The organism is Clostridium sp. ZS2-4, from assembly GCF_026719745.1.
Classification (GTDB): domain Bacteria; phylum Bacillota; class Clostridia; order Clostridiales; family Clostridiaceae; genus Clostridium_H.
On the sequence record NZ_JAPPRQ010000052.1, the window covers coordinates 37,733 to 60,329 of the forward strand.

Genomic DNA, 22,597 nt, shown 5'->3' on the forward strand with positions numbered 1-22,597 from the left:
CTCTCCTAAAATTCATTTACTCCTATTAATTTAATTATAATGTAAACTATGACTATTTCTCAACCATTCTATGTATTATTATTTTTGACTTAAGTAATATCTAATAAACAATATCCAAAAGTTTAACTGTTAAAAATATATATTGAGCTAAAGATTCTTACTTTAATTACAAAAAGTCTAAAAAAAACAATCGTAAAGATAAATATAATCTATCTTACGATTGTTTTTTAACTAATAGTTTTTTCATAACAAAACATTATTTTCTCTTATAAAAGTTTTTTGATATCTTCAACTTTATCTAATTTTTCCCATGGAAGATCTACATCTGTTCTTCCGAAGTGTCCATAAGCTGCTGTTTGTTTGTATATCGGTCTTCTCAAATCTAGATCTCTGATTATAGCACCTGGTCTTAAATCAAATACCTTATTAACAACTTCAACTATTTTATCATCAGATACCTTACCTGTTCCAAATGTATTTACTAAAAGTGAAACTGGTTTTGCAACACCTATTGCATAAGCAAGACCTATTTCTAGAGTGTCGGCAACACCTGCTGCTACTAAATTCTTAGCAACCCATCTTGCAGCATAAGCAGCTGATCTGTCTACCTTTGTTGGATCCTTTCCTGAGAAAGCACCACCACCATGTCTGCCTGCTCCACCATAAGTATCAACTATTATTTTTCTTCCTGTAAGACCAGCATCTCCGTGTGGTCCACCTATTACAAATCTTCCAGTTGGGTTTATGTAATATTTAGTATTTTCATCTAACCATTCACTTGGTATTACTTCTTCTATTACATGTTTCATTAAATCTTCTCTAATTTGTTCTTGACTAACTTCTGGTCCGTGTTGAGTAGAAATAACAACTGCGTCTATTCTAACTGGCTTGTCATCTTCATATTCAACTGTAACCTGCGTCTTACCATCTGGTCTTAAATATTCTAAAGTTCCATTTTTTCTTACTTCAGTTAATTGTCTTGAAAGTTTATGAGCCATATTTATTGCAAGAGGCATATATTCTGGAGTTTCATTTGTTGCAAATCCAAACATGATTCCTTGATCTCCAGCACCTACTGCTTCTATTTCATCTTTTTCTCCTAATTTTGATTCTAATGCCTCATCTACCCCCATAGCTATATCTCGTGATTGTTCATCTATAGATGTAAGTACTGAGCAAGTATCTGCGTCAAAACCATATTTAGCTCTTGTATATCCTATTTCCTTTATAGTATTCCTTACAATCTTAGGAATATCTACATAGCAATTAGTTGTTATTTCTCCTATTACCATAACCATTCCTGTAGTAACAGCAGTTTCACAAGCAACTCTACCTTGTGAATCTTTTTCTAATATTGCATCTAATATTGAATCTGAAATTTGGTCACATATTTTATCTGGATGTCCTTCTGTAACTGATTCTGAAGTAAATAATCTTTTCATTTTACATTCTCTCCTCTCACAAAAATAATAAAACCTCTTCCTATTAAGAAGAGGTAACTTTAAATAGTTATATGACTCTCCTTATCTTGCAGATTTCTCTGCAGGAATTAGCACCTTAGTACAAAATGTACTGGTTGCTGGGCTTCATAGGGCCAGTCCCTCCACCTCTCTTGATAAGCATCATTTTCTTATCCTATATCTATTTGTTAATTAGCAAACTAATATTATCATAGTAAAATTATCATGTCAATAAATTTCTGTATAACTTTATGTGGGAAAATCAACATTTACATTTTGTTTACAAATAAAAAAGACATCATCTTATGATGTCTTATGGTGGAGGAGGACGGATTCGAACCATCGAAGCGAAACGCAACAGATTTACAGTCTGCCCCCTTTGGCCACTCGGGAACTCCTCCATAATTCAATTTTATAATAACTTTTTCCAACTTCTCATCATAAATGGTGGGCACAACAGGGCTCGAACCTGTGACCCCCTGCTTGTAAGGCAGGTGCTCTCCCAGCTGAGCTATGCGCCCATTTATATGGTGGAGGAGGACGGATTCGAACCATCGAAGCGAAACGCAACAGATTTACAGTCTGCCCCCTTTGGCCACTCGGGAACTCCTCCGAAGTTGGTGCTGGCACCAGGACTTGAACCCGGAACCTACTGATTACAAGTCAGTTGCTCTACCAATTGAGCCATGCCAGCATCTTTTGTTATTTTGTTTTGTTGTCGTTGTTTTGACCCCGCCAACGAATATTAGTATACCCAGATATACGTTTTTTTTCAACTAACGCATTCTATCATTACACTAATTCTATTCGTTAATACTCCATTTTTCATCATTTTTCTCAATTTTGCATACAAGTTTATTTTTTTTTATTTTCCCCTCACAAACTCTTGAAACATCCCATTTATATAACCTTTTTTCTTATTCTTTACTCTTTCATTTTTCTCTTTTTTCTTAATTATTCCTCTTTATTTCATATGTTCACTATATTATAATAAATAGACTATGTTTTAAAAAATTGTTGAATTCTCATAAAAATCAACAACTTCTTAAAACACAGCCAATAAACAAATCAAAAACATATGGAGGAATACTATGCAAAAATTATTAAGTAGATTTCGTAAAGCTGTAACAGATTATAACCTTATACAAGCAGGAGATAAAATAGCTGTAGGACTTTCTGGAGGTAAAGACAGCATAACCTTATTACAGCTATTACATGCCTATAAAAGATTTTCACCTGAACCTTTTGAATTAATAGCAATAACAATAGATCCTGGAGCTGGATCTAACTTTAATGATCTGATTAAAATGTGCAAAGATTTAAATGTACCTTATTATTTATTCAAAACCCGAATACAAGAAATAGTTTTTGATATAAGAAAAGAAAAAAACCCCTGCTCCCTATGTGCCAACTTAAGGAGAGGTTCACTAAATGATCACGCCAAAAAACTAGGTTGCAATAAAATAGCCTTAGGTCATCATAAAAATGATGCTATTGAAACCCTTTTATTATCTATGTTTTACGAAGGCAGAATCAATAGCTTTCTGCCTAAAACTTACCTTAGTAGAGCAGACCTAACCATAATAAGACCAATGATTTATATAGATGAACAGCATATTATATCCCTTGCAAGTAAATATAATTTTCCTATCGTAACTAGTTCTTGTCCTGCAAACGGATTTACAAAAAGGGAGTATATCAAAAATCTCACATACAAGCTTGAAGAGGACATTCCTGGACTAAAAAATAATTTACTTAATGCATTGTCTAACACTGAACAATTAAATATTTGGATTAAAGAAAAAAATGAGAATTAGCACACTTTGCTAATTCTCATTTTTATTAAGATTATGAAATTCTTCTATTATTCATAAAATTTCTCTTAATATTGTGTAATTATTTTATACTCATACTTTTTTATTCTTTTATTTCATATTGATAACGAAATTTTCATATAAATTATCAAGGAGGTGTGTTTCTATTGAATAAGGTCAAAGTCCACTACAAAGATGATTTATCTTATTATGAAATTGCTTATTTTTTAAAAGATTACATTGATACAAATTCTGTAATAATTTGTATTGGTACAGATAGATGCATAGGGGATTGCCTAGGACCTTTAGTTGGTACACTTTTACAATCCAGAAACTTTCCTTTAAAGGTTTACGGAACTATTTCAGACCCAATACATGCTTTAAACATAGATACTAAACTACGTGAAATAAAGAAATTACATCCAAACGCTAATATCATTGGTATAGATGCATGCTTAGGCGATGATAAAAATATAGGAGAAATACAAGCTAGAGATTATCCAATACACCCTGGCAAAGGAGTTGGTAAATTACTTCCTGACGTGGGCAAAACCTCCATAATAGGTATTGTAGACTCAAGTGATAATAATGAATTATTTACTCATAGAAATATTAGATTAGATTTGATTTTTAGTATGGCTAAAGTTATTACACATGCTTTAGTTCATTCATATTACCTTTTTTATTTGCATAATAAAAAATATACTAATATTTATTGAAGACCAACAACATATATCCTCATACAGCAAAAGCTCTATAATTTAATAATTATAGAGCTAACCAATGCAAATATCATAATTAATTTATTCCACTAAATTAATATCTTGTCCCTTATAAGATGCATCTATCTTGTCTAAGAAATTCAGAACGTCTCCAGTTCCAAGTGCAACAGACGAAATAGAATCTTCTGCAACATAAACTGGCACCTTTGTAACTTCTTCTATAAGTTCATCCAATCCATTTAATAATGATCCACCACCAGTCATAATTATTCCTTTATCAGCTATGTCTGCTGCAAGCTCTGGTGGAGTCTTTTCTAATACTGAGTGAGTACATTCTGCAATAGCATTTACAGCCTCACTTAAAGCTTCTCTCATTTCTTCTGAGGAAACACTTATATTCTTAGGAAGACCAGTAATCAAATCTCGTCCTCTTATTTCCATATTGATATTTTCTTCTCTCTTATATGCTGAACCTATATTTATTTTTAATTGTTCAGCAGTTCTTTCCCCAATCATCAGCTTATGCTTTTTTCTTATATATTTTATTATAGCTTCATCAAAACTATCTCCTGCAACTTTAATCGAATTTCTAACAACCATCCCTCCTAAAGAGATAACTGCAATATCTGTAGTTCCACCGCCAATATCAATGACCATATTACCACTTGCTTTTGTTATATCTAATCCTGAACCAATAGCAGCAGCTAGTGGTTCTTCTATTAAAAATACTTTTTTTGCTCCTGCATTAACTGCAGCATCTTTAACAGCTCTTTTTTCAACTTCTGTGGCTTCACACGGAACACAAACAACCACTCTTGGTGCTCCTACTCTTTTTTTACCACAAGCTTTTCTTATAAAATGTTTTAACATTTTTTCCGTAATATCATAATCAGATATTACCCCATCCCTTAACGGACGAATTGCCACTATATTTCCTGGGGTTCTTCCAATCATCTGTCTAGCTTCTTCACCTACTGCTAAAACTTTATTGGAGTTTTTATCTATGGCAACAACCGAAGGCTCTTTTAAAACAATTCCTTTTCCTTTCATATAAACCAACACTGTAGCTGTCCCTAAATCTATTCCCATATCTGTACTTATTTTAAAAAACATTCCCATTTTCACTCCTGCTCTTCTGTATATTATATCTTCATATATTTACCTAATCCTTATTATAAACGTTTATGTTATTTTATTCTATATAGTATTACACAAAAGCCCCTTTTTTTTATGATATAGGAATGTTTTTAACCTTCTAAAGTTTTATATTTCATCTTTGTAGCTTTTCCACCTCTAATATGTCTTTCTGATTTATTTAAATCTAATACATCTTTTGCTTCCTTTGCTACTTGAGGATTTATTTTAGGTAACCTTTCTGTCATATCTTTGTGTATTGTGCTTTTGCTTACTCCAAAAACCTTGGCTGTTTTTCTTATAGTAGCTTTGGATTCAATAATGTACCTTGCAACTTCAATAACCCTTTCCTCAATGTAATCTTTCAAAGTGCTACCTCCTTAACCTTATATATTTATAAATATGCGATTATATACTTTTAAATTACTATTCTATTATTTAGCCATTTTCAGATATTATTCCAAAAATGGCTAAATAATTAAAACTTAATATTTAATATACTTTTCAGGATTTTCACTTGTAGATTGAGCATCTCCCTTTGAACCCTTAAGTACTTCAAAATGCAAGAACTCTTTTCCATATTTTTCACTAGAACCTCTAATAGCTGTTGCACCTATTTTTCCTATTTCTTGTCCTTGTTTAATCTTGTCACCTTTTTTAACTTTTACTACTTTGTCTAAATTAGAATAAACAGTTCTCACACCATACTCCGGATGATATATAACAACAGTTACTCCAAATGCTTGATTTTCTATATCTATAGATTTAACTTCTCCATCGGCTACAGCTTTTACTGTAGTTCCAGTTTTAGCTTTTACATTTATACCAAAATGTGGTCTATCTGTTTCTGAAGTATCCCAATGTACAGGTGTTACTGAGTACTTCTTAACTACTTCTCCCTCTACAGGTTTTATAAAATTGGGAGATTTAGATTTAGAAACAGCTACCCCTTTACTTCCAGTTGTTACAGGTTCTATTTCTGCCTTCTTCGATAATGTTTTGCTTTGAGGTTCTTTTTTTACCTCCATGGCATTGTTGTAAATTTCTTTTTGATTCTCTTCTTTTAAAGCTTTTGCAATATCATTTTCTTGTTGCACATCAGATTTTTGAATTTGTGATGTTTGCGGTTTAGTAACAACCTTCTTGTTGTTTCTAGTTGTTACAGCAGTAACTACAGCTACTATGCATAAAAACACAAACAGAACTACATAAAAACCTTCCCTTTCAAAAAATGATGCTTTTTTATTTTTGTCTTTGTTTTCCATAAAAACACCTCCTGTTCTGTAGTTTGTCCTTTGTGCTATAAAGAATACATAATTATTGAAAAAACTTTTCCTTTTTTTTCATTAATTTTTGACAAATTTTACACAAAAAAAAGAAAAAAACCGTCTTCACGGTATTTTTTCTTTCTTCTTTAATCTTCTCTCTTCTTATTCTTTTTTCTTTACTTTGCCTTTATTTTACTACTCTTTTACATTAAGCTTAACTACATCAACTCCTTGATAATAATGTTTTAATATTTGTTTATAATCATTTCCTTCCTTAGCCATGGCATCTGCTCCCCATTGACTCATACCTACTCCGTGTCCATATCCACTACAATTTATAGAAATATTCTTTGAATTAAAATCTATAGTAAAATTAGAAGAACTTAAATTAAATAAACTTCTAAACTGTGAGCCAGTTAAATCTGCATATCCTGCTCGCATTTTCTTAACACTCCCTGCACTGCTTTTTTCCAAAATTTTTATTTGTTCTTTTAATTTTTTACAATTCAAATTAGCCTTTGAAAATGCTGCATTTAAAATATTAGTAAATTCATTATAAGTATATTCAAATTGAGTTTTATATTTAGGTGCTCTGTTTTCCCCAGGACTTTCTACACTTTTCAAATAAGGAATCTCCTTACTAAATACATCTACAGCATCTTCAGTCTTTCCACCGCTTGTAGAAAAATAATAAGGTTCCATAACAAGACTATTCTCATAAACCAAAACTTCTCCTTTAGTATCTTCTACTGCCTTACTTAATTTTTCCCAATATTCCTCAGCATATTTTTTAGGCCATAGTTTGATTCTCTCATCTTTATTCATATATACTTGAAATTGAATAGTATCATTTACATCTGCACCATTAGCCTTTGTACTCCTGCCTGCTCCAAATTTCTGCAAATGTGCAAGTCCATAAGTTCTAGCTGCTACTGCTTGTGCTTTTAGTGCTTCTATATCAAAATTAACTGGCATCTCGCCAGCAATCACTCCCTTAACATATTCTTCAATATTCATTGTATGTATTTTTTTATCTTTTGTAATATATACTTGTATATCAAAATCTTTAATATTATAGGTATCTAATATTATATTTTCACCTTTTTGTTTGAAATATTTTTCTTTATTTTTGTCCATTTTCTTCATTATATAATTTTTGTTATCAATACCAACAATCAGCATTGAAAGAATAAGAGTAAAAGATATAAATATAAGTATGCCTAAAACAATTTTTTTCATATAGTATCTCCCAACCTTTTAAACTTTTAAATTATTCTTAATTCATATTTCACTACCTTACAATCAATAATCAATTAAGTACATTCTTCCCCGAAATAACTGTTAGGGATTGTAGATTATATAAAATACTTAGTTTTAAATTTCATACCTATGATTACATTATATTTCTATTACTAGACCACTAAAAATATAACTACTTTACCTTTAAATTAAACAAAACTTAATTCAGATTGAGTTTTCACTCCATCCATATAACAAAAATCATGTAGAATTAGTTTGTAATCCTACATGATTTTTTATAAAATTCAGCTAGCTGAAATATGATATGTCATTATAAATCAATATCATCTCTTTCAATATCTGCTCCTAATTTTTTAAATTTATCTTCAATATTAACATACCCTCTATCTATATGATATATATCTCCAATCTTAGTACACCCATCAGCTACAAGTCCCGCAATTATTAGAGCAGCACCAGCTCTTAAATCTGTTGCCTTTACATCACAACCAGTAAGTGAATCAACCCCTTCAATTACTGCACTTCTCCCATCTAATTTTATATTTGCCCCCATCCTTTTAAGTTCTCCCGTATGCATAAATCTATTCTCAAAAATTGTTTCTGTAATTATACTAGTTCCTTTAATTGTACATAATAAACTCATCATTTGAGCTTGCATATCCGTCGGAAAACCAGGATAAGGCATGGTCTTAATATCTATAGGCTTAAGCTTATTATTACCATCAACTATTATACTGTCACCTATTTTTTCCATACAAATTCCTATTTCTCTCATTTTAGCAATAATAGGCTTCAAATGTTCTTCTTCTACTCTATTTATTTTTATTTTTCCTCTTGTTATGGCAGCCGCTACCATAAAAGTACCAGCTTCAATTCTATCTGGTATAGGTGTATACTTAACTCCTTTTAACTCTTTTACACCAATTATTTTAATAGTATCTGTTCCTGCACCACTTATTCTAGCCCCCATACTATTTAAAAAATTAGCTAAATCCTCAACCTCAGGTTCACCAGCAGCATTTTCTAAAATAGTTTCTCCCTCTGCTAATACAGCAGCCATCATTATATTTTCAGTAGCCCCTACTGAAGGAAAATCTAAATATATTTTATTTCCTACTAATTTCTTAGTATGTGCCTCTACATATCCATGTCCTAAATTCACTTCTGCTCCCAATGCGCTAAACCCCTTTAAATGCAAATCAATAGGTCTAGTGCCTATGTTACAACCACCTGGTAGAGATATTTTAAATTTTCCAAATCTAGAAATCATAGGTCCCATGATTAAAAAGGAAGCTCTCATTCTTCTAACTAATTCACTATCTGGATCGTTATTTATTAAATTTGAATTATCAATTATAATCTTATCTTTTTTTTCTATAATATTTGAACTAATAGACCTTAAAACATCACATATAACAAAAACATCTTCCAGCATAGGTGCTTTGTTTATTACACACATTTCTCTACATAATATACTAGCAGCAATAATTGGAAGTACCGCATTCTTAGCCGAACTTATATCCACTTCCCCATATAATTTTTTACCACCCTTAACCAATATATTTTTCATTGATATCCTCTCCATTCTTCTATTCCTTGGCTAGTATGACACAACTATTTCTGGAGTCCCTATAATAACATATTTTCCAGATTTATACTTACATAATGCAAAATTAAAATCTATTAATTTACCATTACTCTTTATTGCCTTATATCTATAGGTATATGCTGAAGTACTAAACCCATTATTAATTTTTATTGAATGAAGATTTGAAGCTCCTTCGCTTTTTAATAAAAAATTTATTTTTTTGTTTATATCATCCAAAGCGTCATTAGGTAACTTAGCTTTTAAATATTGGAAGTAACTTACTTCATTATCCGACCAAAAACTAGTTATGCCTTTAATATCATCTTTTAATTTTAACAGATTATTTTCACTATCCTTTTTTATTATTTCTATTGATATCACGTTTCCTTCTTCACTAGTAAAAAACTCCATATAACCTTTGCTGCTTTTATCCTCAAATTCTATGCAGTAATTATCTTTATCTTTTGAAACTTTAACTCTGTAATTCAGTTTTTTAGAATTTATTATATTTAAAAAGTAGTTGTAAGATTCTTGTCCATTTTTATAAGTTTTAAAACGGGTTTTTAAACCATATTCTACAACTTCTCCTTTGGTTTCATTTAATATGGATGTGAATAAATCAATTCCTTTATATGCATAAGATATCTTGTAATTTAACAACATAGCAAACATAATAAAAACTAAAATAATCACCTTTCTATTCTTTTCCATAATTAACCAAGCCGCCTTTCTCTTTTGATTATAGACAATAACCCTACAAATTATACTTAATATAGTATTAATATATAAAGTTCTCTATTAAAGTGTGCTAAAATAAAAATGACGTGAATAACAAATTTATTATTCACGTCATTTTTTATATTTATTTTATTTTTATTCTCATTAAGGCTCTTAAAATCGACAACTTAGCCCTGTCTACATCTATGCTATCTATATCTTTTTTTTGTTTTAATCTTTTTTCCGCTCTTTCTTTAGATTTTTTAGCTCTTTCAACCTCAATGTTTTCTGGCCATTCACATGCATCACAAAGCATTATAACCTCTTTTTTAGTAACCTTTAAGACTCCTGTTGAAGAAAAAAATGTCTTTTTTTCTCCTTTTACAGTAACAATCTCAGAAATAGTAGGTTTCAATACAGCTATTAAAGGTATATGATTAGGCAAAATACCAATTTTACCTTCTACACTTTCTGTATTAAGCTTAACTATTTGCTCATTATAAAATTCCTTATCTGGAGTAATTATTCTTAAATTAACAAACTCTGTCATTTAATCTGTCTCCTAATTTTTTGACATATCCTTAGCTTTCTCTATTGCTTCTTCTATAGTTCCAACAAATAAGAAAGCAAATTCCGGTATATCATCATATTTACCTTCGATGATTTCTTTAAATCCTCTTACAGTTTCTTTCACTGGTACAAATTTTCCTTGCATACCTGTAAATTGCTCAGCTACAGTAAATGGCTGCGATAAGAATTTTTGAACCTTCCTAGCCCTTGACACAACAACTTTATCTTCTTCTGAAAGTTCATCTATTCCAAGAATAGCAATTATATCTTGAAGTTCTTTATATCTTTCAAGTATATGTTTTACTTTCATAGCGGTTTCGTAGTGTTCTTCCCCTATTACTCTTGCATCAAGTATTCTAGAAGTTGATTCTAGGGGATCTACGGCAGGATAAATTCCAAGTTCAGCAATACTTCTTGAAAGAACTGTTGTGGCATCAAGATGTGAAAAGGTTGTAGCAGGAGCAGGGTCAGTTAAATCATCAGCTGGAACATATACAGCTTGAACTGATGTTATTGAACCATGCTTTGTGGAAGTTATCCTTTCCTGCAGAGCCCCCATTTCAGTTGCAAGAGTTGGCTGATAACCAACTGCACTTGGTATTCTTCCAAGTAAAGCAGATACTTCTGATCCAGCTTGTGTAAATCTGAATATGTTATCTATAAATAAAAGCACGTCCTGCCCTTGGTCTCTAAAATATTCTGCCATTGTAAGTCCTGTAAGTGCTACTCTCATTCTAGCTCCTGGCGGCTCATTCATTTGTCCAAATACTAGAGCAGTCTTATTAATTACTCCTGATTCCTTCATCTCATAATAAAGGTCATTTCCTTCTCTAGTTCTTTCTCCTACTCCTGTAAAAACAGATAAACCACCGTGTTCTTTAGCAATATTGTTAATAAGTTCTTGAATAAGAACTGTTTTACCAACACCTGCACCACCAAACAATCCTATTTTTCCACCTTTTTGATATGGTGCAATTAAATCTATTACTTTAATACCTGTTTCAAACATTTCTGGCTCAACAGATTGCTCAGCAAAACTCGGAGCTGTTCTATGTATTGGATAATATTGCTCAGCCTTAAATCCTTCTTCATTGTCAATTGTTTTTCCAAGTACATTAAATAATCTTCCAAGGATTGTCTTACCAACTGGTACTGAGATTGGCTTGCCAGTATCTACAGCATCCATTCCTCTTTTTAAAGCTTCCGTAGATTCCATTGCTATAGTTCTTACTATATCATCTCCTACATGTTGTTCAACTTCTGTTACAAGTATTCTATCATCCATTTTTATTTCTATAGAATTATATATATTAGGAAGAGAATCCGAATCGAATCTTATATCTACAACAGGCCCTATAACCTGTACTACTTTACCAATATTTTGTAGCATAATACACCTCCCTTTTAATCAGTTTACAGTTATAAAATTTTAAAACTCTATTGTAAACTATAAACAACAAACTATTTTTGTGCTTCTGCGCCTCCAACTATTTCGGATATTTCTTGTGTTATCATACTTTGTCTTATTCGATTGTATTTCAAATTAAGTTTATCTAGTAAATCATTAGCATTTCTTGTAGCCCCATCCATAGCCGCCATTCTCGACCCTTGTTCACTAGCTTTAGAGTTTAACATAAGGTTTAATAAAGTCTGTTTTAAATACACATTTAAAATATTTTCTAAAATCTTTTTCCCTTTAGGCTCATATTCTATATAAGTATTAGACTTATTTATATTTATTTGTTTATACTCAATAGGCAGCAACCTTTTAATCTTTACTTCTTGTTTTACAGACGAAACAAACTTAGTGTATACAACCTTTACTTCTCCTACCTGACCTTCTTCATACAATCTAAAAGCCTTATCAACAATAGTTTTTGCTTCTTTGGTAGTAGGTATATCTGGAATTTCAACATATTCTGCTATAGACTCATATCCCATTTTTTTGAAATATGTTCTTCCTTTTTGTCCTACAACAACTAGAAGTGAGTTTTCTTTGTCACCAGAGATATTCTGCACTGTTTTTACAACTACATTTCCATTAAACCCACCACATAGTCCAGTGTCAGACATAAGTGCAATAAATATATTCTTTTTACTGTCATTTCCCTTTATATATATATTGTCTTGAAACTCTGAATTTCTCACTATATCATTCATAATATCTTCAAGGTAATTATAATACATATTATTTGTTTCTAAGCTTTGTCTAGCTTTTCTAAGTTTAGAGGTGGCAACAAGTCCTACAGCTTTTGTTATCTTTTTAGTATTATTGATTGACTTAATTCTACGTTTTATAGCAACTAATCCTGCTCCCGCCATACTTCACCTCCTAGATAAAAGACAAAATTTAAGCTAAAAAGATTTTCTTAAATTCTTCTATAGCCTTATTAAGCTCATCTTTAATTAAATCTGTTAATTCTTTTTCTTCTACTATTCTATTTCCTAGCTTTTTATTATGAATATCCATATACTCTAAAAATTCTTTTTCAAACTTTTTAACTTCTGATACTTTAATATCAGCCAGATAATTATTAACAGCAGCATATAAAATCATTATCTGTTTTTCTACCGGCATAGGATTATATTGATTTTGATTTAATATTTCTACTAAGCGCTTACCCTTTTCAAGTCTAGCTTTCGCTTCCTTATCAAGGTCTGAACCAAATTGAGCAAAAGCAGCAAGCTCTCTATATTGTGCAAGTTCTAATCTTAAAGTTCCTGAAACTTGCTTCATAGCTTTTATTTGTGCATTACCACCAACACGTGAAACTGATATACCAGCATTTACAGCTGGTTTTTGTCCTGAATAAAACAATTCTGTTTCCAGAAATATTTGCCCATCCGTTATAGAGATTACATTTGTTGGTATATATGCCGTAACATCTCCTGCAAGTGTCTCTATTACAGGTAATGCTGTTAAAGAACCGCCTCCCAATTCATCCGAAAGTCTGGCTGCTCTTTCAAGTAATCTTGAATGAATATAGAACACATCTCCAGGATATGCTTCCCTTCCAGGTGGGCGTCTTAATAACAATGACATTGTTCTATACGCTACAGCATGTTTTGATAAGTCATCATATACTATAAGAACATCTTCACCTTTATGCATAAAATATTCTCCCATACTACATCCTGCATATGGTGCTAAAAATTGTAATGGTGCTGAATCTGAAGCAGTAGAAGATACTACTATTGTATAATCCATAGCTCCCATTTCAGTTAAAATATTTACAATATGAGCTACTGTAGATTGCTTTTGACCAATAGCAACATACACACACTTAACATTTTTTCCTTTTTGATTTAATATAGTATCTATCAGAATAGCAGTTTTACCTATCTGTCTATCTCCAATTATAAGCTCTCTTTGACCTTTTCCAATTGGTATCATAGAGTCTATCGCTTTAATCCCTGTTTGAAGAGGCTCTTTTACTGATTGTCTTTCTATAACTCCAGGTGCTTCAACCTCAATTGGTCTAGTTCCTGCTGCTCTTATAGGTCCCTTATCATCAAGTGGCTGACCTAGTGCATTCACAACCCTTCCAACTAAAGCCTCTCCAACAGGAACCTCAACTACTTTACCAGTACTTTTTACAACATCGCCTTCTTTTATGCCCTCTTCAGGTCCCAATAAAACACATCCTACATTATCTTGTTCAAGATTAAGAGACATACCATACACATTATTAGGGAATTCTAATAGTTCTCCCTCCATACAATCGTCCAATCCGTAAACTCTAGCTACACCATCGCCGATTTGAACTATTGTACCTGAATCTACTGTTTCAATTTTCTTCTCATATTTCTCTATTTCTTTTCTGATTATTGAAGTAATTTCTTCAGGTTTTATGTTCATAGACTCACCTCTTTTCTTATATCTCTATTTATTTAGTACTGCCTTCTTGATCTCATGAAACTTTGATCTTATACTTCCATCTATTACATCATCACCAACCCTGACATAAACACCGCCAATTAAAGCTTTATCTGTTTTTTCTTTCAATATTATTGTTTTATTGTATTTTTTTTCTAGATTATCAATTATTTTTTTTCTTTGATCCTCATTTAGTGGAATTACAGTTTTAACATTGGCAATAAGTATATTTTGCTTTTCTAAATGGATTTTCTCCATCTCTTTAAATTTTTCTTCCATATATAGAATTCTATCTTTTTCTATCAATAAAAGAATAAAACCTAATAAATCATCATTAATTTTTCCTTTAAATATTTCTGTAAATACTTTCTTTTTCTTTGAAGTGCTTATTTGAGGATGCTTTAGAATTTTACTAATATCTTCATTATTCTTTATTAATTCAATAATTTCTCTTCCCTCTTGTAAATATTCCTCAACTTTTCCTTTTTTCTCAGCAATTTCATAAAGAGCAAGGGCATATCTCTTATCTAAATATTCATACATAGCTAATTACCCACCTTAGCAATAAAATCCTCTATAAGTTGTCTGTGTTTTTTCTCATCTACCGCTTCCTCTAAAACCTTTGAAGATAGTCGTATCGCTAAATCTATTGTATTACTTCTAATCTCATCTTCTACCTTTTCTCTTTGCCTTTGAATTTCCTTTTCAGTTCTTTGCATAATTTCGTCTGATTCTTTGCGAGCTTCAGCAATTATATCTATTGAAACTTTTTCTGCTTTTTTCTTGTAATCTTCAACTAAGTTCTTTCCTTGTTTTTTTGCTTCTTTTATTATGTTTTCATTTTCTATTCTTAAAAGTTCAGCTTGTTTTCTATCTTCTTCTGTTTTATTAATAGTAGTTGCTATTTCATTCCTTCTAGAATCTATAAGTTCATTTACTGGTTTAAATAAAAAATGCTTTAAAATAACATACAAAATCACGAAATTTATTATAGTGTATATTACCTTAGGCCAATAAAATTCCATATTTCCGTCAAGCCTCCCTTCAGGCTTATTTATTAGTTATTTATTTTTACAATGTTACTTTAAATACTAACAATAATCCTATAAGGAATCCATAAATAGCAGTTGCTTCAGATAATGCTCCCCCAACTACTAATGTACTCATAATTTTTCCACTGGCTTCTGGCTGTCTTGAAATAGCTTCAACAGCTTTAGATGTAGCATTTCCTGTTCCTATTCCTCCTCCTATACATGCTATGGCAGCTAATCCTGCTCCAATTGCTGACATTCCAGCAACAAATGCTTCTGAACTAATCATATCCTCTTCCTCCTAAACATATTTATTAATGTTATATATAATAATCACAATAGTATAGTAATTATTTTCATCTTGGATTTCTATTTTTAATGTTCTGCTGTTACCTTAATATTTATCATGGTTAGCATAACAAAGATTATCATTTGAATAGAACCATCAAACACATCAAAATAAAAATGAAATGGTATAGGAATTCCTAACTGAGCAATTCCCAATGGTGTTTTTCCTAATGCATTATAAATGAGATCCATAATAACAACAGCAGCAGTTATATTCCCAAACAATCTCAGACTTAATGATATAGGCAGCATAATTCTCTCCAATACATTTATAGGTAACAATGGTATTATAGGCTTAGCATAACCAATAAAATATCCTTTAATGCCTTGTTTTTTAATTGCATATACTTGTATAACCAAAAACGTTATTAATGCAATTCCTAATACAATATTAAAGTCTTTAGTGGGTGGCTCAATACCAATTAGTCCTATCAAATTCATAAATAATAAAAACAAAATCAAGGTTCCTATATAAGGTACAAAGCCTTTGCTCTTTTCTCCCATATTACTAATAACAAGATTGTCTATGGCATCAACAAATATTTCAACTGCACTCTGTTTCTTATCAGGTATTTTCTTTAAATTTTTAGTTAACACTATGGCAACTGCAGCAATGATTAAAATTATTACCCATTGAATAATAATTTCCACAGTAACCCCAGCATACCTTCCTAAGAAGTTATTCAATTGATTAACCTGATGCTCCATCTAATCACATCCTTTTATCTGATATTTTCAAATACACCCCATATATTGTTAATGAAATAAAATGCATATTATATCCCAAAATATATGCTAGTACATTAAACTTATTATATGTAAATAACATCACTCCTATTATTCCTGCTACAGCAACCCTTAAATAATAGCTTAAAATTATAACAGTATTACTATTTAACTTCTTTTTAGAAAATGCATAATTTACTGCATAACCATTTATATGAAAGTTAATAATAGCTAGTATAAATCCCAATACCAAAGCCATTAAATATTTCCTATATATTTGAAATACGGTAAAAATAAGCAATATTCCTATTATATAATCTATACTGCTAATTTTCCTCAGCATGCTGTAAAGTTCATCATCTTTTTTCATTTTTCCTCCAATTCCTGATGTAATACATCTTATTATATTACTCATGTTTTTATATTCAAACCTCATATATCTTCATTTTTCTTCATATATCTTTAAATATTACCATTTTAATCATCCTTCTCCATTTTTTGACTATTTACCACTCTTTTTTTCATATGAATTTCTTTAAACCCACTACTTTCTTTTTTCATAATTTTAAATTGTTTTAAATCATTATTATGTAAATCTTTAAATTCAAACACAATAACGATTATATAAATATTATTATATTGTATTTTTTAACCATCTGTATAAGATTTGAACAAGCCTCTTTCCAATTATTCATTTTTTCTTATTATTTATTTTTAAACATTTATAGTCTTAGAGCTTATTTTTCAAGGGATATAATATAAATTATCACATAAAAGAAAGATAATATTCTCTTATAACTTTATTCAAAACCTTATTACTGTTATTATTATAGAACTTTTTAATTGAAAATTTTATCTATACAATTCCCACCAAATAACATTAGTTATATTAATAATTTCAACATATATATAGTTATAATTCAAAAGTTAAACCACTGATAATTTACATACATAAATAGTATTCCAAAAAATAAATCAGACTATCAATAAATATATTATTGATAGTCTGATTTATTTTTATCTATGTTATTATAGTATTATCTTTCAATTATAAGGCTTGTTCCCATTCCGCCGCCTATACAAAGTGTTGCTAAACCTTTTTTAGCATCTCTCTTTTGCATTTCATATAATAAAGTTATAAGGATTCTAGCTCCAGAACATCCTATTGGGTGTCCAAGCGCTATAGCTCCACCATTTACATTTACTTTGTCCATATCAAAATTCAAGTCTTTTCCTACCGCTAAACTTTGAGCTGCAAAGGCTTCATTAGCTTCTATCAAATCTATATCTTCTATATTTAATCCTGATTTTTCAAGAGCAACTCTTGTAGCTCCTACTGGTCCATATCCCATTATAGAAGGGTCTACACCTTTTGAACCATAAGAAAGAATTTTTGCCATAGGTTTAATACCTAGTTCTTGAGCTTTTTCCTCACTCATAATAACTAATGCAGCCGCTCCATCATTTATACCAGAAGCATTTCCTGCAGTAACTGTTCCATCCTTCTTAAAGGCTGGTCTTAATTTTGCTAAACTTTCTGAAGTTGTTCCAAATTTAGGGAATTCATCAGTATCAAATACCACTTCTCCCTTTCTAGTTTTTATAACAACAGGAACTATTTCTTCCTTAAACTTGCCTTCTTTTATTGCTTTTTCAGCTAAATTTTGTGATCTTAATGAAAAAGCATCTTGTTCTTCTCTACTTATATTCCATTGTTCTGCTATATTTTCTGCTGTTATCCCCATATGATAGTTGTTAAATGCATCCCATAAACCATCTTTAATCATTGTATCAGTTATTTTTGCGTCTCCCATTCTTTGTCCCCATCTAGCACCATTCATTGTATAAGGAGTTGCAGACATATTTTCCATTCCACCAACAACTAGTATGTCAGCATCTCCAGCTTTTATCATTTGAGCTGCAAGAGATACCGCTCTCAATCCTGATCCACATACCTTATTTAAAGTAAATGCTGGTACTTCTACTGGAAGTCCTGCTTTTACCATAGCTTGTCTAGCTGGGTTTTGTCCTTGTGCTGCTTGTAGAACATGTCCCATTATAACCTCATCAACTTGATCTCCCTTAACTCCAGCTCTGTTTAAAGCTTCTTTTATAACTATAGCTCCTAATTCAGTTGCTGGAACATCTTTCAAAGCTCCACCATATTTACCTATAGGTGTTCTTACAGCACTTGCAATAATTACATTTTTCATAATAATCCCCTCCTGAATTTAATAACATTTAATTAGACTATTTGCACCTTTATTTACATTATACGCTTTTTTTACCATTTTTTCAATAAATGTTTGTTTAAATTTTATCAATTTTCAGGAGATTTATACTTTTATATTTCACTAACACAAATTTTCTAATATAATTTTAACTATTCTACTTGATGCGTTTCCATCCCCATAAGGATTTATCGCCTTACTCATTTTATAATATTCCTTTTGATTATTTAATAAAATATTCGCTTCTTTCACTATATTATCTTTTTTAAACCCTACAACTTTTACTGTACCTGCCTCTTTAGCCTCTATTCTTTCTGTTACATCTCTTAATACTAAAACAGGTTTGCCAAGGTGTGGTGCTTCCTCTTGTATCCCACCTGAATCAGTCATTACCATAAAACACTTTTTCATAAGATTATGAGTTTCTTTAGTATCTAGAGGAGATAACAAATGAACTCTTTCCATTCCTTGAAGATATTCATATGTAGTTTTTTTAACAATAGGATTAGGATGAACTAAGTATACGATTTCCACATTTTTATTTTCGTTTACAATTTCCACCAATGATTTACATATATTTTCGATACCTTCTCCCCAATTTTCCCTTCTGTGTGCAGTAACCATTATAACTTGTTTATTATAATCAATTTTATTCAATTCTTTATTTTCAAATACATAATCTTCTTCTACTGTATATTTCATGGCATCTATTACAGTGTTTCCTGTAACAAATATACTTTTTTCATTTACTCCCTCTTTTAATAAATTCTTCTTTGCTTTATCAGTTGGTGCAAAATGAAAATCCGTTAAAACCCCCGTAAGTTTTCTGTTCATTTCTTCTGGATAAGGAAAATATTTGTTATTGGTTCTCAAACCTGCTTCAACATGACCTATTTTAATCTTTTTATAAAAGGCCGCAAGAGCTGCTGCAAAAGTAGTTGTAGTATCTCCATGCACTAAAACCATATCTGGATTTTCCTTTTCAAAAACTTCTTCCAATCTATTAAGAACTCTTGTAGTAATTCCATTTAAACTCTGTTTTTCTTTCATAATATCCAAATCATAATCAGGTACAATGTGAAAAAGTTCTAAAACCTGATCAAGCATTTCTCTGTGTTGTGCAGTAACACAAACTTTAGATTCTATTCCTTCTGCATTTTTCAATTCATTAACAAGCGGAGCCATCTTAATGGCTTCAGGTCTAGTTCCAAAAATGCTCATAACCTTTATCTTATTCATAATTTCAACTCATACCCTTTCTATTCTCTATGTTTAAAAAAGCCACATTTCCATGCCGTAAAAACTATTATTAATATAACAATAGTCAATAAAAAATATGACCTTGTTGTGCTCATCTGCATAGCTATTATTGAAATTCCACCCAAAACAGCACTAGTAAGATACATAATTATAACTACTTGCTTTTGACTTAATCCCATATCCAACAATCTATGATGTAAATGCCCCCTATCCGCCTGCATAATAGGTTTGCCATTAATTTTTCTTCTTATCATAGCAAAAAGTGTATCATATATAGGAAGTCCAAAAGCCAAAATAGGAACAGCTATTGCAAAAGCTGTTGCTGACTTTATTGTACCTTTTAAAGATATAGCAGAAAGTAAAAAGCCTAATAACTGCGCTCCCGTATCTCCCATAAAAATAGAAGCTGGATTAAAATTATATGGAAGAAATCCAAAAATAGCTCCACTTACTATAGCTGTTAACAAAGCTGCTTCTCTTCTACCATTTAATACAGCTATAATAAAAATTGTGGCCGAACAAATAAATGCCACTCCTGCTGCAAGTCCATCTACTCCATCTATTAAATTAATAGCATTTGTTATACCCACAACCCAAAATATCGTTATTGGTATAGATAACCAACCTAATTTTAAAAATAAGCTATTTGATGGGAAGGGATTTGTAACAACTGCTATCTCAACTCCAAATAAAATAAGAACTACAGCAGCAAGTACCTGAAATAAAAGTTTTTGCCATGGCCTAATATCTTTTAAATCATCAATCAATCCACCAATCACAATAATTGTAGCACCTATCAGTATTCCTATTTCAGATTTAGCCAAACTTCCTTCCTTCAAAAGCATTGTGATTACAAAAGAAATATATATTGCCATACCTCCAAGAAGAGGAATAGGTTTTTTATGTATTTTTCTTTTATCTTTCGGTATATCAACAGCATTAATGCGAATTGCAAAATTCTTAATAAAAGGCGTTAATATAAATGATATTACCGTGGAAATTATCGTCAAAATCTTTATACTATCCATAATTAAATTCTAACCTTCCTTTTGTTAACTTTAGTAAGAACCTTCTCCTATTAATGAATCATCTTTATCTATCCATTCCTGCACATCCGTAATTCTAAATTCTTTATCTGTATCTCTTACAATAACTCTACATATTCCAGCATTTATTATAAATCTTTTACAAAGTAGACATGGTGCAGCTTTTTCTACCAATTCTCCTGTATTCATTTCTTTACCAACAAGGTATATAGTTGATCCAATCATATCTTGACGTCTGGAAGATATGATTGCATTTTGTTCAGCATGAACTGACCTACACAACTCATATCTTGTACCTCTTTCAACTTTTAATTCTTCTCTTCTACAATATCCTAAATCCGAACAATTTTTTCTCCCTCTTGGAGCCCCTGAATAACCTGAAGCTATTATCTCATCATGCTTAACGATGATAGCTCCAAAATTTCTTCTAAGACAAGTTCCTCTTTCAAGTATTGTTTCACAAATATCTAAATAATAATTATGTTTATCTATTCTCTCCATCTTAAATCCCTCGTTTTTTTGTAATATATGTATGTATTTAAGCAATCATTTATATTTTATACTATAAACGCTATAATTGAAAGTGTTATAATATGTGTTAATAAAAAATAGAATAAAATTGCAACACACTTTTATTCTAGTAACCAGTAGCCAGTAAATGTTGATTTTCTTCCTTATGTCAGAAAATCTTTAAACTTAAAAGAACTTTTCACTCTTTGCGTAATCCGAAGGGCGTTGAGATTAGATAAACCTTTCTTTAATTAAAGAAATAGTAAAAAAGCTAGTGAAAAATCAAATTTTTCACTAGCTTTTGTTTTTTTAATTTAATTGAAATATTTTCTGACCTAAGGAAGAAAATATTCCTTCACTGGTTACTGGTCTCTGGTTACTAAAGAATGTTGCTTTGCAGCATTCCTATTTTGTTCCAAAAAGTCTGTCTCCAGCATCTCCAAGACCTGGTACTATATATCCAAGTTCATTTAATTTTTCATCAATAGCCGCAACATAGATATCAACATCTGGGTGTGCATCCATAACTGCTTTTATTCCTTCTGGTGAAGAAATAAGACACATTAATCTTATATTTTGAGCACCTCTCTTTTTAAGTGCTTCTATAGCATCTATAGCAGAACCTCCTGTTGCAAGCATTGGATCTGTAACTATAATTTCTCTTTCTTGTATATCTTGAGGTAATTTACAGAAGTACTCAACTGGTTTTAAAGTTTCTTCATCTCTGTACATACCTATATGCCCAACTTTAGCAGCTGGTATAAGTCTAAGCATTCCATCTACCATACCAAGGCCAGCTCTTAAAATAGGAACTATAGCAACTTTCTTTCCTGCAAGCATTTTACATTTTGTTTTGCATATAGGTGTTTCTATTTCAACTTCTTCTAATGTTAAATCACGAGTAACTTCATAAGCCATAAGCATAGCAACTTCTTCTACAAGTTCCCTAAAATCCTTTGAACCAGTTTCCTTATTTCTTATAAAAGCTAATTTATGTAAAATTAGCGGATGTGCTATTTGTGTTACTTTACTCAT

The 22,597-nt window shown here is 30.9% G+C and carries 24 protein-coding genes, 4 tRNA genes and 1 riboswitch; of the genes, 2 read left to right on the forward strand and 26 right to left on the reverse strand.

What is annotated here, in order from left to right:
• Positions 1-266 precede the first annotated feature (266 nt).
• From metK to OIO11_RS09615, 5 genes are all read right to left on the reverse strand, one after another.
• Entirely contained in the window at positions 267-1,442 is a 1,176-nt protein-coding gene (metK, locus tag OIO11_RS09595) for a methionine adenosyltransferase (protein WP_268071232.1), read from the reverse strand.
• Positions 1,443-1,520: 78 nt separating this feature from the next.
• Positions 1,521-1,622: riboswitch (SAM riboswitch) on the reverse strand.
• 154 nt (positions 1,623-1,776) lie between these two features.
• Positions 1,777-1,861, reverse strand: a tRNA-Tyr gene (locus OIO11_RS09600).
• A 44-nt stretch (positions 1,862-1,905) separates the two neighbouring features.
• Positions 1,906-1,981, reverse strand: a tRNA-Val gene (locus OIO11_RS09605).
• 7 nt (positions 1,982-1,988) lie between these two features.
• Positions 1,989-2,073: transfer RNA gene (locus OIO11_RS09610), tRNA-Tyr, on the reverse strand.
• Positions 2,074-2,078: 5 nt separating this feature from the next.
• Positions 2,079-2,154: transfer RNA gene (locus OIO11_RS09615), tRNA-Thr, on the reverse strand.
• 397 nt (positions 2,155-2,551) lie between these two features.
• Here OIO11_RS09615 and OIO11_RS09620 point away from each other — a divergent pair.
• Positions 2,552-3,277 (forward strand): ATP-binding protein, encoded by a 726-nt coding sequence (locus tag OIO11_RS09620; protein WP_268071233.1) that lies wholly within the window; start codon positions 2,552-2,554, stop codon positions 3,275-3,277.
• 164 nt (positions 3,278-3,441) lie between these two features.
• The gene (yyaC, locus tag OIO11_RS09625; protein ID WP_268071234.1) at positions 3,442-3,993 is read left to right on the forward strand and encodes a spore protease YyaC; all 552 of its coding nucleotides are present in this window, start codon (positions 3,442-3,444) and stop codon (positions 3,991-3,993) included.
• An 84-nt stretch (positions 3,994-4,077) separates the two neighbouring features.
• Here yyaC and OIO11_RS09630 read toward each other — a convergent pair whose 3' ends face one another.
• The 21 genes from OIO11_RS09630 to upp form a co-directional block, all read right to left on the reverse strand.
• Positions 4,078-5,109, reverse strand: a complete 1,032-nt coding sequence (locus OIO11_RS09630; RefSeq protein WP_268071308.1) for a rod shape-determining protein — start codon at positions 5,107-5,109, stop codon at positions 4,078-4,080.
• 134 nt (positions 5,110-5,243) lie between these two features.
• Positions 5,244-5,498: a sporulation transcriptional regulator SpoIIID gene (gene spoIIID / locus OIO11_RS09635; protein ID WP_268071235.1), complete on the reverse strand. Its 255-nt coding sequence runs from the start codon at positions 5,496-5,498 to the stop codon at positions 5,244-5,246.
• 117 nt (positions 5,499-5,615) lie between these two features.
• Positions 5,616-6,395 (reverse strand): M23 family metallopeptidase, encoded by a 780-nt coding sequence (locus OIO11_RS09640; RefSeq protein ID WP_268071237.1) that lies wholly within the window; start codon positions 6,393-6,395, stop codon positions 5,616-5,618.
• Positions 6,396-6,593: 198 nt separating this feature from the next.
• Positions 6,594-7,637, reverse strand: coding sequence for a stage II sporulation protein D (spoIID, locus tag OIO11_RS09645; protein WP_268071238.1), 1,044 nt, complete (start codon positions 7,635-7,637; stop codon positions 6,594-6,596).
• 331 nt (positions 7,638-7,968) lie between these two features.
• On the reverse strand, positions 7,969-9,228 hold the full coding sequence (gene murA / locus OIO11_RS09650; protein WP_268071240.1) for a UDP-N-acetylglucosamine 1-carboxyvinyltransferase: 1,260 nt from the start codon (positions 9,226-9,228) through the stop codon (positions 7,969-7,971).
• Positions 9,229-9,258: 30 nt separating this feature from the next.
• Positions 9,259-9,957, reverse strand: a complete 699-nt coding sequence (locus OIO11_RS09655; protein WP_268071241.1) for a YwmB family TATA-box binding protein — start codon at positions 9,955-9,957, stop codon at positions 9,259-9,261.
• A gap of 151 nt (positions 9,958-10,108) precedes the next feature.
• Entirely contained in the window at positions 10,109-10,513 is a 405-nt protein-coding gene (locus tag OIO11_RS09660) for a F0F1 ATP synthase subunit epsilon (RefSeq protein WP_268071242.1), read from the reverse strand.
• A gap of 12 nt (positions 10,514-10,525) precedes the next feature.
• Positions 10,526-11,923: a F0F1 ATP synthase subunit beta gene (atpD, locus tag OIO11_RS09665; RefSeq protein WP_268071243.1), complete on the reverse strand. Its 1,398-nt coding sequence runs from the start codon at positions 11,921-11,923 to the stop codon at positions 10,526-10,528.
• A 71-nt stretch (positions 11,924-11,994) separates the two neighbouring features.
• Positions 11,995-12,855, reverse strand: a complete 861-nt coding sequence (atpG, locus tag OIO11_RS09670) for an ATP synthase F1 subunit gamma (RefSeq protein WP_268071244.1) — start codon at positions 12,853-12,855, stop codon at positions 11,995-11,997.
• Positions 12,856-12,883: 28 nt separating this feature from the next.
• The gene (gene atpA / locus OIO11_RS09675; protein ID WP_268071245.1) at positions 12,884-14,392 is read right to left on the reverse strand and encodes a F0F1 ATP synthase subunit alpha; all 1,509 of its coding nucleotides are present in this window, start codon (positions 14,390-14,392) and stop codon (positions 12,884-12,886) included.
• Positions 14,393-14,416: 24 nt separating this feature from the next.
• Positions 14,417-14,953 (reverse strand): F0F1 ATP synthase subunit delta, encoded by a 537-nt coding sequence (locus tag OIO11_RS09680; protein ID WP_268071246.1) that lies wholly within the window; start codon positions 14,951-14,953, stop codon positions 14,417-14,419.
• A gap of 2 nt (positions 14,954-14,955) precedes the next feature.
• Positions 14,956-15,435 carry a F0F1 ATP synthase subunit B gene (locus OIO11_RS09685; RefSeq protein WP_268071247.1) on the reverse strand — a complete coding sequence of 160 codons (480 nt, stop codon included), beginning with the start codon at positions 15,433-15,435 and terminating at the stop codon, positions 14,956-14,958.
• Between the two features lie 46 nt (positions 15,436-15,481).
• On the reverse strand, positions 15,482-15,730 hold the full coding sequence (atpE, locus tag OIO11_RS09690; protein ID WP_268071248.1) for an ATP synthase F0 subunit C: 249 nt from the start codon (positions 15,728-15,730) through the stop codon (positions 15,482-15,484).
• Between the two features lie 86 nt (positions 15,731-15,816).
• A complete protein-coding gene (locus OIO11_RS09695) occupies positions 15,817-16,497 on the reverse strand; it encodes a F0F1 ATP synthase subunit A (RefSeq protein ID WP_268071249.1) in 681 nt (226 codons plus the stop codon).
• A gap of 4 nt (positions 16,498-16,501) precedes the next feature.
• On the reverse strand, positions 16,502-16,930 hold the full coding sequence (locus OIO11_RS09700) for an ATP synthase subunit I (protein WP_268071250.1): 429 nt from the start codon (positions 16,928-16,930) through the stop codon (positions 16,502-16,504).
• Positions 16,931-16,992: 62 nt separating this feature from the next.
• On the reverse strand, positions 16,993-17,127 hold the full coding sequence (locus tag OIO11_RS09705) for a hypothetical protein (RefSeq protein ID WP_268071251.1): 135 nt from the start codon (positions 17,125-17,127) through the stop codon (positions 16,993-16,995).
• Between the two features lie 425 nt (positions 17,128-17,552).
• A complete protein-coding gene (locus tag OIO11_RS09710; protein WP_268071252.1) occupies positions 17,553-18,728 on the reverse strand; it encodes an acetyl-CoA C-acetyltransferase in 1,176 nt (391 codons plus the stop codon).
• Between the two features lie 141 nt (positions 18,729-18,869).
• The gene (gene wecB, locus OIO11_RS09715) at positions 18,870-19,985 is read right to left on the reverse strand and encodes a non-hydrolyzing UDP-N-acetylglucosamine 2-epimerase (protein WP_268071253.1); all 1,116 of its coding nucleotides are present in this window, start codon (positions 19,983-19,985) and stop codon (positions 18,870-18,872) included.
• 20 nt (positions 19,986-20,005) lie between these two features.
• Positions 20,006-21,034 (reverse strand): MraY family glycosyltransferase, encoded by a 1,029-nt coding sequence (locus OIO11_RS09720; RefSeq protein ID WP_268071254.1) that lies wholly within the window; start codon positions 21,032-21,034, stop codon positions 20,006-20,008.
• A gap of 30 nt (positions 21,035-21,064) precedes the next feature.
• Positions 21,065-21,553, reverse strand: coding sequence for a deoxycytidylate deaminase (locus OIO11_RS09725; protein ID WP_268071255.1), 489 nt, complete (start codon positions 21,551-21,553; stop codon positions 21,065-21,067).
• A 414-nt stretch (positions 21,554-21,967) separates the two neighbouring features.
• Positions 21,968-22,597 carry a uracil phosphoribosyltransferase gene (gene upp, locus OIO11_RS09730; protein WP_268071256.1) on the reverse strand — a complete coding sequence of 210 codons (630 nt, stop codon included), beginning with the start codon at positions 22,595-22,597 and terminating at the stop codon, positions 21,968-21,970.

Coding starts and splice junctions, on each gene's coding strand:
- atpE (WP_268071248.1), bottom strand. CDS start 15,730: ATGATTAGTTCAGAAGCATTTGTTGCTGGAATGTCAGCAATTGGAGCA.
- OIO11_RS09630 (WP_268071308.1), bottom strand. CDS start 5,109: ATGTTTTTTAAAATAAGTACAGATATGGGAATAGATTTAGGGACAGCT.
- OIO11_RS09620 (WP_268071233.1), top strand. CDS start 2,552: ATGCAAAAATTATTAAGTAGATTTCGTAAAGCTGTAACAGATTATAAC.
- OIO11_RS09710 (WP_268071252.1), bottom strand. CDS start 18,728: ATGAAAAATGTAATTATTGCAAGTGCTGTAAGAACACCTATAGGTAAA.
- upp (WP_268071256.1), bottom strand. CDS start 22,597: ATGAGTAAAGTAACACAAATAGCACATCCGCTAATTTTACATAAATTA.
- OIO11_RS09685 (WP_268071247.1), bottom strand. CDS start 15,435: ATGGAATTTTATTGGCCTAAGGTAATATACACTATAATAAATTTCGTG.
- atpG (WP_268071244.1), bottom strand. CDS start 12,855: ATGGCGGGAGCAGGATTAGTTGCTATAAAACGTAGAATTAAGTCAATC.
- murA (WP_268071240.1), bottom strand. CDS start 9,228: ATGAAAAATATATTGGTTAAGGGTGGTAAAAAATTATATGGGGAAGTG.
- OIO11_RS09680 (WP_268071246.1), bottom strand. CDS start 14,953: ATGTATGAATATTTAGATAAGAGATATGCCCTTGCTCTTTATGAAATT.
- wecB (WP_268071253.1), bottom strand. CDS start 19,985: ATGAATAAGATAAAGGTTATGAGCATTTTTGGAACTAGACCTGAAGCC.
- metK (WP_268071232.1), bottom strand. CDS start 1,442: ATGAAAAGATTATTTACTTCAGAATCAGTTACAGAAGGACATCCAGAT.
- OIO11_RS09725 (WP_268071255.1), bottom strand. CDS start 21,553: ATGGAGAGAATAGATAAACATAATTATTATTTAGATATTTGTGAAACA.
- atpA (WP_268071245.1), bottom strand. CDS start 14,392: ATGAACATAAAACCTGAAGAAATTACTTCAATAATCAGAAAAGAAATA.
- OIO11_RS09640 (WP_268071237.1), bottom strand. CDS start 6,395: ATGGAAAACAAAGACAAAAATAAAAAAGCATCATTTTTTGAAAGGGAA.
- OIO11_RS09700 (WP_268071250.1), bottom strand. CDS start 16,930: ATGAGTAATATAATAAGATGTATTACATCAGGAATTGGAGGAAAAATG.
- OIO11_RS09720 (WP_268071254.1), bottom strand. CDS start 21,034: ATGGATAGTATAAAGATTTTGACGATAATTTCCACGGTAATATCATTT.
- OIO11_RS09695 (WP_268071249.1), bottom strand. CDS start 16,497: ATGGAGCATCAGGTTAATCAATTGAATAACTTCTTAGGAAGGTATGCT.
- atpD (WP_268071243.1), bottom strand. CDS start 11,923: ATGCTACAAAATATTGGTAAAGTAGTACAGGTTATAGGGCCTGTTGTA.
- OIO11_RS09660 (WP_268071242.1), bottom strand. CDS start 10,513: ATGACAGAGTTTGTTAATTTAAGAATAATTACTCCAGATAAGGAATTT.
- spoIID (WP_268071238.1), bottom strand. CDS start 7,637: ATGAAAAAAATTGTTTTAGGCATACTTATATTTATATCTTTTACTCTT.
- OIO11_RS09655 (WP_268071241.1), bottom strand. CDS start 9,957: ATGGAAAAGAATAGAAAGGTGATTATTTTAGTTTTTATTATGTTTGCT.